Genomic DNA, 12,055 nt, shown 5'->3' with positions numbered 1-12,055 from the left:
TCGATCGTCTCGAAGTCGATCGTGCCGGGTGTCGTCTTCCCCATCGGCATCATCACGGCGCTCGTCGGCGTGCCTTTTTTCCTGTCGCCGATCCTCACGACGGTGCGTAACTCATGGTAGAGCTCCGCCTTGAGACCGGCCGGCAGCGGTTGATCCATGCGACGCTGCCGCGCCTCTGCTCCTGTCGTCAGAACGATGCCCCTCATTCCTCGCTATTGCGCCGAAGTCCTGCGGCCGGATGATCAGGTCGGCTAGCGTGTGTCGGTCCATCACCGTCATGAAGGCGGACAGCGCCTCGGTGACGATACCCGGGAGCCGGCAGAAGCGTGTGATGGCACAGGTATTGCCGGGCGCGAAGCATTCCACCATGTCGAAGTCCGGCTCGGTCAGGCGTACGACGTCGCCAAGGCGGATCTTCTCGGGCGACAGGCCCAGGGTGAAGCCCCCCGTCCGGCCGCGCTGCGAGCGCAGGAGGCCGGCGCGGGCGAGCACGCCGACGATCTTCATCATGTGGCCGCGGGAGATCCCATAGGCCTCCTGCGTCTCGTCGATCGTCACCAGCCGCTCGGGATGCGCGGCCGCGTAGAGCAGCACCCGCAACGCGTAGTCCGACATCATCGTCAGCCGCATGTTCGTTCTCTGATCCGCCTCTCGCGCCGCACACCGGCCGTCTCTGCGGGTCCGTCTGCCCGCGTCCCGGCAAGGCATCAAGGTGGCGAGCCACCTCCCGGACGAGCCATCTGCATAGCAGTCAAAAGAGATATTGACAATATTTCTTTATACGCAAAGCATGGGGCGCAGCTCGTCCGAGGAAAGACTCATGCCTGCTGACACCACCGTGCCCGTCATCGTCGATCTTCGTCCGATGATTCCACCACAGCGCCACGCAACCGTCTTTGCAGCCCTCGAGGCGCTGGAGCCGGGCGGGACCTTCGTATTGCTCAACGATCACGCCCCGCTTCCGCTCCTGCGGCGGATCCAGGAGAGCTGGCCCGACCGGTTTGCCGTCGAGTTCCTGCGCGACGGACCCGAAGTCTGGCAGGTGGCGATCACCCGCTCGACCGCCTGATCGGCCGAAGGGGACCAGGGAGGACAGGACCATGCGACTGGAGCGGACCGAGAACGGATTTCAGATCGACGCCGTTGCCCTCGGACCGCTGCTCGGAGTACCGGCGGACGACGTCCAGCGCCTGATGCGCGAGGGTCGAATTGCCAGCCTGTGTGAAGAAGGACGGGGTGAGGACGAGGGACGCCATCGGATTACGTTTCGCCACGGGGCAATCCGCGTCCGCCTGACGGTGAATGATGCAGGGGGTGTGCTGTTGCGCACGCGAGCAAGGGTCGCTCCGCGCCCCGGAACGCCGGTGCAGGTCGAGCCGGGAATATCAGGTGAATCACGATCGGGCTGCGGGGCAGGCGATGCCTCGGGCGATGGCTTCACAGATCTGACGCAACGTATCGAAAGCCGGTTCCACGCCCGCCATCGTCGACGGCTCCGCGAGCTCGGGAAGCTGGCCGAGATGGTCGAGGACCTTCACGAGGATGACGAGGGCGTCCCTGCGGGCCTCCGTCGGGCCCTCGGCCGGATCGGAGGTGCGCTGGAGGCACATATGCGATCGGCCGAGTGCGTCGTCTTTCCAATGATCCGCAGTGGTGCGACCTCCGGCCTTGGGTCTCGGATCGAGGCGTTGCGGAGTGATCATGCCCGATTGACCGCGGAGTGCGCACGGATCCGGGAAATCAGCCGGGATTTTGAACTGCCGGACGGCGCCTGCACCAGCTGGGTGACCCTCTATGCCGGTCTTGCCGAATTCATCGACAGCCTGGCCGAGCACGTGCGGCTGGAGAACGACGTGCTCCGGCCGCCCGAACCCGGAGCCGGCGCGGATGCGTGAACTGCGCGCCCTGCAGGTCACCGGAACGCGCGCGCCGTCTGCCCCCTGCACCGAAGGAAGGATATCCGGATGACTGACTCCGCTCCGATCGACGACTCCGCTGCCCTGACCCGGCACATCGAGGCGCGCTATCACCGGCGCCACCGCGAGCAGCTCCCCGATCTGGCCGCGCTTTCCGCGCGGGTCGAGACGGTGCACGCCGGCGACCCCAGTGCGCCTGCAGGGTTGGCCACCCTCCTGGAGAAGCTTATCGGCGAGCTCGAGGTGCACATGAAGAAGGAGGAGCTGATCCTCTTTCCGGCAATCCGCCGCGGCAGCGCGGCTGTCAGAGAACCGATCGCCGCGATGCGCGCCGACCACGACGACCACACCGCCGGGATCGCCGAGATCCGGCGGCTCACGGCCGCGCTGACCCTGCCCAAGGGTGCCTGCCGTACGTGGACGGCGCTCTACGAGGGGCTCGGCAGCTTCGTGGCGGACCTCGAGGAGCACATCCGGCTGGAGAACGACGTGCTGTTCCCTCGCTTCGAGGGGGTCGCCTGACCGTCCGCGGGACCCTTCCGGCCTGACGGGAGCCCAAGGGCAATCGGGTGAAGACGCAAGAACGAGCGGGGCGGGGCGCCGCCGGCAGGCGCGTCGAGCTGCCGGGCGATCAGGATTTCGCGCGCGAAACTATAAGTATCCCATTGATCCTGAAAGGATTCGTCGGGTTAATGCTTCGTTACTCGCCCGCAGGCCCGGATCGCGCCGATCCGCAGGCCCAGGAGGGCTGGCTGGCGCCTAGTAGACCGGCGGCGCGATGATCCAGTGGACCACTGCCGGCTGGTCCTGATCATTTCGCCACGCGTAGTCGCCACCGGCGAACTGGAAGCTGTCACCCGGGCCGAGGGCGAACTCGACTCCGTCGATCGTCAGGAGGAGGCGGCCGGAAATGACCACGCCACCGTCCTCGCGCCCGCGAGCGGATCGGGTGCCGCCGCTGTCGGCATGCGGGGCGAAGGTCGAGCGGATCATCTCGAACGCGCCACCGAGCGACGGCGAGAGCAACTCCTCCATGAGCCCGGTCGCGCGGGAGCCGATCGGGATGCGGTCCTCGGACCGCAGGACGACGCCCTGCTCCTCGGGCCGCTTCGACGCCGAGCGGAAAAACAGGCTGACGCTGACGCCGAGGTGCCGGGCGAGCAGGCCGAGGTCGCGAACCGACGGCTCGGCCAGTCCGCGCTCCACCTGGCTGAGCCAGCCGACGGAGCGTCCGACCGCGGCGGAGAGCTCCACGAGCGTGATGTCTCGCGCCTTGCGCAGGGCCCTCAAGTCGGCGCCGATCCGCTCCGCCACGACGGACTCCTTCTGGTGACCCCCGGATTCCATCCGCAAATCGCGTTCGCGTCAACGGCGAGGGTGAAGGTGACGGCCGATGAATCCTTTCTAATGAAATTTTAGTTGATATTTTCACGAAAAGATGTTCACTCACGCTGTCCCGACTCGCCCCTGAGGTTCTCCGCCATGGCCGATCTGCCCGCGTCCGCCCGCGTCGCCATCATCGGCGGCGGGATCTCCGGGTGTTCCGTCGCCTACCACCTCGCCGAGCTGGGCTGGACCGATGTGGTCCTGCTCGAGCGCAAGCAGCTCACCTCCGGCACCACCTGGCATGCCGCCGGTCTCGTCGGACAGCTCCAGGCGAGCCAGAACCGCACCCGCCTCGCCAAATACTCCGCCGATCTCTACGCCCGGCTCGAGGCGGAGACCGGCCTCGCCACCGGCTTCCGCCAGTGCGGCTCGATGACGGTGGCGCTGACGTCCGAGCGGCGCGAGGAGATCCTCCGCCTCGCCGCCATGGCGCGCGCCTTCGACGTCGAGGTGAACGCGCTCTCGCCCTCCGAGGTCAAGGCGATGTACCCGCACCTCAACATCGACGGCGTCGTCGCCGGCGTCCACCTGCCGAAGGACGGACAGGCCGACCCGGCGAACGTTGCCCTCGCCCTCGCGAAAGGTGCCCGCATGCGTGGTGCCCGCATCGCGGAGGGTGTGAAGGTGACCGCGGTCACCGCCACCAACGGTCGCGTGACGGGCGTCGACTGGCAGCGCGGCGAGGAGACCGGCCATATCGCCGCCGAGCATGTCGTCAACTGCGGCGGCATGTGGGGCCGCGAGATCGCCGCCCGGAATGGCGTCACCCTGCCGCTTCACGCCTGCGAGCATTTCTACATCGTCACCGAGGCAATCCCGGGGCTGGAGCGGCTGCCGGTGCTGCGGGTGCCGGAGGAGTGCGCCTACTACAAGGAGGACGCGGGCAAGATCCTGCTCGGCGCCTTCGAACCGGTGGCCAAGCCCTGGGGTATGGACGGCATCCGCGAGGACTTCTGCTTCGACCAGCTGCCCGAGGACGTCGACCACTTCGAGCCGATCCTCGAGAAGGCGATCCACCGCATGCCGATGCTGGCCGAGGTCGGCATCCACACCTTCTTCAACGGCCCCGAGAGCTTCACGCCGGACGATCGCTACTACCTCGGCGAGGCGCCGGAGCTGCGCGGCTATTGGGTCGCCGCCGGCTACAACTCGATCGGCATCGTCTCGTCCGGCGGCGCCGGCATGGCGCTCGCCCGCTGGATGGAGGACGGCGCCCCGCCCTTCGACCTCTGGGAAGTCGACATCCGTCGGGCGCAGCCGTTCCAGAGGAACCGCCGCTACCTGCGCGAGCGGGTCACCGAGACCCTCGGCCTGCTCTACGCCGACCACTTTCCCTACCGCCAGATGGCCAGCGCCCGCGGCATCCGGCGCTCGGCTCTGCACGAGCACCTGAAGGCCCGCGGTGCCGTCTTCGGCGAGACCGCCGGCTGGGAGCGCGCCAACTGGTTCGCCGAGCCGGGGCAGGCGCCGGAATACCGCTACACCTGGGGCCGGCCGAACTGGTTCGCGAACCAGCGGGCCGAGCACATGGCGCTGCGCGCGGGGGTGGGGCTCCTCGACATGTCGTCCTTCGGCAAGATCCGGGTCGAGGGGCGCGACGCGCTCGCGTTCCTGCAACGGCTCTGCGCCAATGACGTCGACGTCGACATCGGCCGGATCGTCTACTGCCAGATGCTGAACGACCGGGGCGGGATCGAGAGCGACCTGACCGTCACCCGCCTCGCCGAGACCGCCTTTCTCCTCGTCGTCCCGGCCGCGACCCTGCACCGCGACCTGAGCCGGCTCCGCCGCCACCTCGGCGACGCTGCTGCCGTCGTCACCGACGTCTCCGCCGGCGAGGCGGTGCTGCCGCTGATGGGCCCGCGCTCCCGCGACCTCCTCGCTCGCGTCTCGCCCGACGACCTCTCCAACGCCGCCTTCCCCTTCGGCACGGCCCGGGAGATCGAGATCGGCCTCGGGATCGCCCGCGCCCACCGGGTCAGCTACGTCGGCGAGCTCGGCTGGGAGCTCTACGTCTCCACCGACCAGGCCGCGCATGTCTTCGAGACGCTGGTGGAGGCGGGCGAGGAGCTCGGCCTCCGGCTCTGCGGCCTGCACGCGATGGACAGCTGCCGCATCGAGAAGGCCTTCCGTCACTTCGGCCACGACATCACCGACGAGGATCACGTGCTCGAAGCCGGCCTCGGCTTCGCGGTGAAGACCGGCAAGGGCGACTTCATCGGCCGCGATGCCGTGCTCGCCAGGCGCGAGGCCGGCCTCTCCCGCCGCCTCGTGCAGTTCCGCCTCGCCGACCCCGGGCCGCTGCTCTTCCACGGCGAGCCGATCCTCCGCGACGGCCGCATCGTCGGGCATATCACCTCCGGCAACTACGGACACACCCTCGGGGGAGCGGTCGGCCTCGGCTACGTGCCTTGCACGCCCGGCGAGGGCGCGGACGAGCTGCTCGCGTCAACCTACGCCATCGATGTCGCCGGGCGGGTCTGCGCAGCGGAGGCGTCCCTCGCACCGATGTATGATCCGCGCGCGGCGGCGCTGAGGGGCTAGCCGCGCGACGAGCCCGCGCGTGCCGCTCACGATGTTCGGCGGCGTATCTGCCGTTCACAGGTTCTCGGGCGTGATGATCTCGAAGGGGAGCGTGCGCTGGAGGATGACGCCGTCGTTGGTCTGCCTGATCGCGTCGATCATCGTCTGGATGAGCTGGTCCGACGTCCGCTCGAGGGGATGGCAGAGAGCCGCGGTGATGAGGCCTTCGGCGAGGCCGCGGCGGGTTTCGGGGCCGATGTCCCGGCAGACGACGCGGAGGCGGCGGCGGCGTTCCTCGGGCGCCTCGCGTACGGCCTGCAGGACGCCGGAGATGCCCCCGCCGGCGACATAGACACCGGCGAGGTCATCTCTCTCGGCCAGGAGCTTCGAGATGAGGCGATGCGCCTCCTTCGGCTCCTCGTGCGTCGGCAGGCTGTCCTCGATGCCGAGGTGGCCGGCGTGCTCGCGCATGTACGATCGGAAGCTCGCCTCCGAGATGTCCTGGCACTGGTATCTGTGATTGCCGATGAGGACCTGCACCCGTCCGGGGTGGCAGGTGGTCTGTGCAATGAACCAGGCGGCGGTCCGGCCGAGCTTCCAGTTGTCGGCACCGACATAGCCCGCGCGCTCGGAGGCGGATTGGTCGGTGATGTAGGCGACGACCGGTCTGCCTTGGTGCCTGAGCGCCTGGATCGCCTGTCCGATCAGGGGATGGTCCCCGGCCACGACCGCCGCGGCGTCGCAGGCGCGGCCGAGCGTCTTCAGCCGTGCCGCGATGTTCTCCGGTTCGAGGTGGTCGACGAACTCGACTGCCGCGTCGATCCGCGCATCGCGCCAGCCGGCCGCCGCTTCACGAATCTTCTGGCCGATGAGTTGGTAGAGCTCGCGGGTCGACTGCTGGAGCAGGAATCCGAGCCGGTAGCTCGGCATCGATTCCTGCTTTCGCGCCTCGATGGTCCCGAGCCCGTAATAGCCGATCTCGTCTGCTGCATTCTGGACGCGCTGAATGGTGGCGGTTCGGACGGACGCCGAACCGGCGAGAATGCGATTGACGGTCGACACGCTGACATTGGCCGCCTTCGCCAGATCCGCGATCGTCGGTCGGTTCATCGGAACATCTCCGCACTGTGTCATCGTTTCAAGGATATATTGAGATATTATGCTCTTATGCGTCACTCCGCCGTTCTGGTATCGCATGACTGATGATACAGAACAACTCGCGAAACAGGAATCTCGCCGGCAGCGAGATCGGGTGGAGGAAAGACATGAATCAAACCAAGCGCGTCACGCGAGCCTCGCTGACCCTGGCGGCCGTTCTGGCGGCCTGTGCTCCGGCGGCGCTTGCCGCGAACATCGCGGTCGTCGGTGGCAAGACGGACGACGAGTTCTGGAACCGTATCAAGAAGGGCCTCGACGACGCCGCCCTGATCGTCGGGCAGCAGGGCGGATCGGTGAGCTATCTGCAGCTGCAGACCTACGACAACCTCGGCCCGGACGCCGCCCAGCTGGTCCGCACCGCGATAAGCCAGGGCGTCGACGGGATCGCGGTCCCGAACTGGGTGCCCGAGGCGCAGGACGAGGCGATCAAGGCCGCGGTCGATGCCGGGATCGAGGTGATCCTGATCAACGCCGGCACCATCGACAAGGCCCGGGAGCTCGGCGCGATCAACTACGTCGGGTCGGACGAATACGTCGCCGGCGTCGCCGCCGGCGAGTATTTCGGCGAGCACGGCGCGAAGAACATCGTCTGCGTCACCGCCGTTCCCGGGGCGGCCAACCACGAGGCGCGCTGCCAGGGCGTCGTCGACGGCGCCGCCTCAAAGGGCGCCGCGGCCAGCAAGCTGCCGCTTCCGGGCAGCGCCTTCGGCGACCGGGTCGCCATCGCCGAGACCATCAAGGCGACGGTCCTTCAGGACGACACGATCGACGGCATCATCACGACCAGCGCCACGGACGCCGACGGCGGCGCCATCGGCCTGTCGCAGGCCGGCAAGACGGAGACAGTGATGCTGCGCGAGAGCGCCGACGTGCTCGCCCATGTCCACGTCGGCGACACCTTCAACCACAAGGCCTCGTCCGGCCTGCGCTACATCCTCAACCCGCCCGGCACCCAGACGCGCGTCCACCAGCACCTCGACATCGGCCAGGGCGAGGTGCCGTGGGACGACTTCTTCGGCACGCTCGCCGAGATCGGCTTCGACGGGATAATGACCGCCTGCGTCTTCGCCTGGGAGGAGAAGGCCGACGCGTCGGGCCGCTTCATGCGCGCCGAGATGCAGCGCTACGTCGACAAGTTCTGGAAGTGAGATCAGACACATGACCGTTCGAATCGGAGTCATCGGCACCGGCGCGATCGGGCGCGACCACGCCCGCCGGATCAACCAGGTGCTGGCGGGGGCGAAGATCGCCGCCCTCTCCGACGTCAACCTCGAGGGCGCCAGGGCGGTGCAGGCCGCCGTCGCGCCGGACGCGGAGATCTTCGCCACCGGCGAGGCGCTGATCGCCTCGGACAAGGTCGACGCCGTCCTCGTCACCTCGTGGGGCGCGAGCCACGAGCAGTATGTCCTCGCCGCCCTCGCCGCCGGCAAGCCCTGCTTCTGCGAGAAGCCGCTCGCCACCACCGCCGACGGCGCGAAGCGCATCGTCGACGCCGAGATCGCGCTCGGCCGCCGCCTCGTCCAGGTCGGCTTCATGCGCCGCTACGACGCCGGCTACCGGATGCTGAAGCAGGTCGTCGACAGCGAGATCGGCCGGCCCCTCATGGTCCACGCCGCGCACCGGAACCCGACGGTGCCGGAGCAGTACGTCACGCCGATGGCGATCCACGACACGCTGATCCACGAGATCGACGTCTTCCGCTGGCTGCTCGACGACGACTACGTCTCGGCGCAGGTGGTGTTCCCGCGCACGAGCGCGCATTCGCACGCGAAGCTCAGGGACCCGCAGATCGTCCTCCTCGAGACGGCGAAGGGCATCCGCATCGACGTCGAGGTGTTCGTGAACTGCCGCTACGGCTACGACATCCAGTGCCAGGTCGTGGGCGAGGAGGGCCTCGCCTCCCTCCCCGAGCCGATGTCGATCGTCATGCGCAAGGAGGCGAAGCTGCAGAACGCCATCCTGACCGACTGGAAGGACCGCTTCATCGCCAGCTACGACGTCGAGCTCCAGGACTTCCTCGACGCCGCCGCCAGGGGGACCGCCACCGGGCCGACCTCCTGGGACGGCTACGTCGCGGCGATCTCGTCGGACGCATGCGTCGCGGCGCAGGAAGCGCCGGGAACCATCGTTCCGATTTCGCTGCCGGCGCGCCCGGCGCTCTACGACTGAGGTCAGCCCCCATGCGCTTCGCCCTGAACCACATCGCCACCCCGAAGCTCCCGGTCGAGGACTTCCTCGCGCTCGCCCGCAGGCTCGGCATGACCGAGGTCGAGATCCGCAACGACCTGCCCGACGTCGTCGACACGGTGGCGCCCGAGGACGTGAAGGCGGCGGCCGAAAAGGCCGGCGTCGAGATCGTCTCGGTCAACGCGCTCTATCCGTTCAACGTCTGGTCGGGCAACCTGCCGGCCCGCGCCCGCGCGCTCGCCGACTACGCCCAGGCCGCCGGCGCGAAGGCGCTGGTGATGTGCCCGCTCAACGATGGGAACCGGGTGGCCCACGCCGATCTGGTGGCAGCGCTGAAGGCGATGGCGCCGATCCTGCGCGAGCGCGGGCTCATCGGCCTCGTCGAGCCGCTCGGCTTCCCGATCTCGTCGCTGCGGACCAAGGCGCAGGCGGTGCAGGCCATCGACGAGGCCGGCGGCGGCGACGTCTACCGGCTCGTGCACGACACCTTCCACCACCGTCTCGCCGGCGAGACGGAGTTCTTCCCGGAGCGGACCGGCCTCGTCCACATCTCGGGCGTTGTCGATCCCGCCGTCGCCGTCGAGGCGATGCTCGACCCGCACCGGGTGCTGGTCGACGCCGCCGACCGGCTGGAGAACGTGCCGCAGATCCGCAGGCTCGTCGCGCTCGGCTTCGATGGCCCGTACAGCTTCGAGCCATTCGCCCCGGAGGTCCACGAGCTTGCCGATCCGGAGGCCGCGCTCCGCGCGAGCATGGCGCATGTGACCGAGGAGCTGACGGCGCGGGCCGGGGCCTGAGGCCCGGTCGGCAGGTGCGGAGAGCGGGGAACTCTGAGATGACGAAGACGCTTGACCTGATCACGATCGGCCGTTCGTCGGTCGACCTCTACGGCGACCAGGTGGGAGGCCGGCTCGAGGACATGGGGAGCTTCTCGAAGTACATCGGCGGCTCGCCGACGAACATCGCCTGCGGCACGGCGCGGCTGGGGCTGCGCTCGGCGGTCATCACCGGCGTCGGCGACGAGCACATGGGCCGCTTCATCCTCGAGCAGCTGGCGCGCGAGGGGGTGGACACCCGCGGGGTCAAGGTGGACCCGGAGCGGCTGACGGCGCTGGTCATCCTCGGCATCCGCGACGACGAACGCTTCCCGCTGATCTTCTACCGCGAGAACTGCGCCGACATGGGGCTGACCGAGGCCGACATCGACGAGGGCTTCATCGCCGAGGCGCGCGCGGTGCTGGCGACCGGCACCCACCTCAGCCACCCGCGCACCGAGGCGGCGGTCAAGAAGGCGCTGGAGCTGGGGAGGAAGCACGGCGCGAAGACGGCGCTCGACATCGACTACCGGCCGAACCTCTGGGGCGTCGCCGGCCATGGCGAGGGCGAGAGCCGCTTCGTCGAGAGCGCGGCGGTGACGGCGAAGCTGCAGTCGACGCTGCATCTCTTCGACCTGATCGTCGGCACCGAGGAGGAGTTCCACATCGCCGGCGGCTCGACCGACACGCTCGCGGCGCTGCGCGCGGTGCGGGCCGTCTCGAATGCCACGCTGGTTTGCAAGCGCGGCGCCAGGGGGGCGGTCGCCTTCGAGGGCGCGATCCCGGGCAGCCTCGACGACGGCCAGACCGGCCCCGGCTTCCCGATCGAGGTCTTCAACGTGCTCGGCGCCGGCGACGGTTTCTTCTCCGGGCTGCTGCGGGGCTGGCTGACCGGCCGGGACTGGCCGACGAGCCTCGAATACGCCAACGCCTGCGGCGCCTTCGCGGTCTCCCGCCACGGCTGCACGCCCGCCTATCCGTCGCTCGCCGAGCTCGAGTTCTTCCTCGCCCGCGGCGTCGTGCGGCCGGACCTGCGCAACGATCCCGCGCTCGAGCAGGTGCACTGGGCGACCAACCGCCAGCGCGAGCACGGCGGCGACTGGTCGGAGATGCGGGTCTTCGCCTTCGACCACCGGCTGCAGCTCGAGGAGATGGCGGGCGCGACGCCGGAGAGGATCGGCGCCTTCAAGGAGCTCTGCCTCAAGGCGGCTCTGGAGGTGGCGGACGGCCGTCCCGGCTACGGCATCCTCTGCGACAGCCGCCTCGGCCGCGCGGCGCTGCATGCGGCCTCGGGCTCCGGCCTCTGGATCGGCCGGCCCTGCGAATGGCCGGGCTCGCGCCCGCTGGCGCTGGAGCCCGAGCTCGGATCCGACTGCGGCGGGCTGCACGAATGGGCGCGCGAGGACGTGGTGAAGGTGCTCTGCTTCTGCCACCCGTCCGACACGCCGGAGCTGCGCAGCCAGCAGGAGGCGACGGTCAGGCGCCTCTGGGAGGCCTCGCGCCGCAACCGGCTCGAGTTCCTGCTCGAGATCATCCCCTCGAAGGTCGGTCCCGTGGACGACACGACCACCGCGACGCTGATCCGCCAGTTCTACGCCGCCGGCGTCTTCCCCGACTGGTGGAAGCTCGAGCCGATGACCGCGCGCGCCGGCTGGGCGAACGCGATCGCGGCGATCGAGGAGAACGACGCCCACACCCGCGGCATCGTCGTCCTCGGGCTCGACGCGCCCGAGGCCGAGCTCGCCGCGAGCTTCGAGACCGCGGCCGGGTTCGGTCTGGTGAAGGGCTTCGCCGTCGGGCGGACGATCTTCGGCGCGGTGGCGCGCGGCTGGATGAAGGGCGAGACGACCGATGCCGATGCGGTGGCAGAGATGGCGCGGCGCTACGGCCGGCTCTGCGAGATCTGGGACCAGGCGCGGGCGGCCGCGCGGGAGGCGGTGGCGTGATCAAGGACACGGGGGGAAAGATGGGGGAGACGATCCGGCTCACCGCGGCACAGGCGATGATGCGCTGGCTGAGCGTGCAGATGACCGAGGAGGGGACGCGCTTCATCGAGGGCGTCTGGGCGAT

Annotated in this window: 11 protein-coding genes; 8 read left to right on the top strand and 3 right to left on the bottom strand. The window is 69.1% G+C overall.

Annotated elements, in window-relative coordinates; all coding sequences use genetic code 11:
- Positions 1 to 111: 111 nt before the first annotated feature.
- On the bottom strand, positions 112 to 630 hold the full coding sequence (locus Q0112_RS09735) for an Rrf2 family transcriptional regulator (protein WP_297974552.1): 519 nt from the start codon (positions 628 to 630) through the stop codon (positions 112 to 114).
- Between the two features lie 190 nt (positions 631 to 820).
- Here Q0112_RS09735 and Q0112_RS09730 point away from each other — a divergent pair, with 190 nt between their 5' ends.
- From Q0112_RS09730 to Q0112_RS09720, 3 genes are all read left to right on the top strand, one after another.
- Complete coding sequence (locus tag Q0112_RS09730) at positions 821 to 1,069, top strand: DUF2249 domain-containing protein (RefSeq protein ID WP_297974549.1); 249 nt, start codon at positions 821 to 823, stop codon at positions 1,067 to 1,069.
- A gap of 31 nt (positions 1,070 to 1,100) precedes the next feature.
- A complete protein-coding gene (locus tag Q0112_RS09725) occupies positions 1,101 to 1,895 on the top strand; it encodes a DUF6522 family protein (protein WP_297974545.1) in 795 nt (264 codons plus the stop codon).
- 69 nt (positions 1,896 to 1,964) lie between these two features.
- Positions 1,965 to 2,438, top strand: coding sequence for a hemerythrin domain-containing protein (locus Q0112_RS09720; RefSeq protein WP_297974542.1), 474 nt, complete (start codon positions 1,965 to 1,967; stop codon positions 2,436 to 2,438).
- Between the two features lie 237 nt (positions 2,439 to 2,675).
- On the opposite strand, the gene Q0112_RS09715 is transcribed toward Q0112_RS09720, so the two are convergent.
- Positions 2,676 to 3,230: a helix-turn-helix domain-containing protein gene (locus Q0112_RS09715; RefSeq protein ID WP_297974539.1), complete on the bottom strand. Its 555-nt coding sequence runs from the start codon at positions 3,228 to 3,230 to the stop codon at positions 2,676 to 2,678.
- A gap of 168 nt (positions 3,231 to 3,398) precedes the next feature.
- On the opposite strand from Q0112_RS09715, the gene Q0112_RS09710 reads away from it, so the two are divergent.
- Positions 3,399 to 5,846: an FAD-dependent oxidoreductase gene (locus Q0112_RS09710; RefSeq protein ID WP_297974536.1), complete on the top strand. Its 2,448-nt coding sequence runs from the start codon at positions 3,399 to 3,401 to the stop codon at positions 5,844 to 5,846.
- A 54-nt stretch (positions 5,847 to 5,900) separates the two neighbouring features.
- Here Q0112_RS09710 and Q0112_RS09705 read toward each other — a convergent pair whose 3' ends face one another.
- Positions 5,901 to 7,022 carry a LacI family DNA-binding transcriptional regulator gene (locus Q0112_RS09705; RefSeq protein ID WP_297974534.1) on the bottom strand — a complete coding sequence of 374 codons (1,122 nt, stop codon included), beginning with the start codon at positions 7,020 to 7,022 and terminating at the stop codon, positions 5,901 to 5,903.
- Positions 7,023 to 7,090: 68 nt separating this feature from the next.
- Here Q0112_RS09705 and Q0112_RS09700 point away from each other — a divergent pair, with 68 nt between their 5' ends.
- The 4 genes from Q0112_RS09700 to iolC are packed head-to-tail and all read left to right on the top strand — an operon-like array spanning position 7,091 to position 11,931.
- Positions 7,091 to 8,131: a substrate-binding domain-containing protein gene (locus Q0112_RS09700; protein ID WP_297974531.1), complete on the top strand. Its 1,041-nt coding sequence runs from the start codon at positions 7,091 to 7,093 to the stop codon at positions 8,129 to 8,131.
- A 10-nt stretch (positions 8,132 to 8,141) separates the two neighbouring features.
- Entirely contained in the window at positions 8,142 to 9,152 is a 1,011-nt protein-coding gene (locus Q0112_RS09695; RefSeq protein ID WP_297974528.1) for a Gfo/Idh/MocA family oxidoreductase, read from the top strand.
- Positions 9,153 to 9,163: 11 nt separating this feature from the next.
- Positions 9,164 to 9,967, top strand: a complete 804-nt coding sequence (locus Q0112_RS09690) for a TIM barrel protein (RefSeq protein WP_297974526.1) — start codon at positions 9,164 to 9,166, stop codon at positions 9,965 to 9,967.
- Between the two features lie 38 nt (positions 9,968 to 10,005).
- Positions 10,006 to 11,931 (top strand): 5-dehydro-2-deoxygluconokinase, encoded by a 1,926-nt coding sequence (iolC, locus tag Q0112_RS09685; protein ID WP_297974523.1) that lies wholly within the window; start codon positions 10,006 to 10,008, stop codon positions 11,929 to 11,931.
- Positions 11,932 to 12,055 lie beyond the last annotated feature (124 nt).

Source organism: uncultured Amaricoccus sp. (assembly GCF_937858865.1).
Classification (GTDB): domain Bacteria; phylum Pseudomonadota; class Alphaproteobacteria; order Rhodobacterales; family Rhodobacteraceae; genus Amaricoccus.
This window is presented reverse-complemented; position numbering and strand designations above follow the sequence as displayed.

Coding starts and splice junctions, on each gene's coding strand:
- Q0112_RS09705 (WP_297974534.1), bottom strand. CDS start 7,022: ATGCGATACCAGAACGGCGGAGTGACGCATAAGAGCATAATATCTCAA.
- iolC (WP_297974523.1), top strand. CDS start 10,006: ATGACGAAGACGCTTGACCTGATCACGATCGGCCGTTCGTCGGTCGAC.
- Q0112_RS09690 (WP_297974526.1), top strand. CDS start 9,164: ATGCGCTTCGCCCTGAACCACATCGCCACCCCGAAGCTCCCGGTCGAG.
- Q0112_RS09695 (WP_297974528.1), top strand. CDS start 8,142: ATGACCGTTCGAATCGGAGTCATCGGCACCGGCGCGATCGGGCGCGAC.
- Q0112_RS09720 (WP_297974542.1), top strand. CDS start 1,965: ATGACTGACTCCGCTCCGATCGACGACTCCGCTGCCCTGACCCGGCAC.
- Q0112_RS09700 (WP_297974531.1), top strand. CDS start 7,091: ATGAATCAAACCAAGCGCGTCACGCGAGCCTCGCTGACCCTGGCGGCC.
- Q0112_RS09730 (WP_297974549.1), top strand. CDS start 821: ATGCCTGCTGACACCACCGTGCCCGTCATCGTCGATCTTCGTCCGATG.
- Q0112_RS09725 (WP_297974545.1), top strand. CDS start 1,101: ATGCGACTGGAGCGGACCGAGAACGGATTTCAGATCGACGCCGTTGCC.
- Q0112_RS09710 (WP_297974536.1), top strand. CDS start 3,399: ATGGCCGATCTGCCCGCGTCCGCCCGCGTCGCCATCATCGGCGGCGGG.
- Q0112_RS09735 (WP_297974552.1), bottom strand. CDS start 630: ATGCGGCTGACGATGATGTCGGACTACGCGTTGCGGGTGCTGCTCTAC.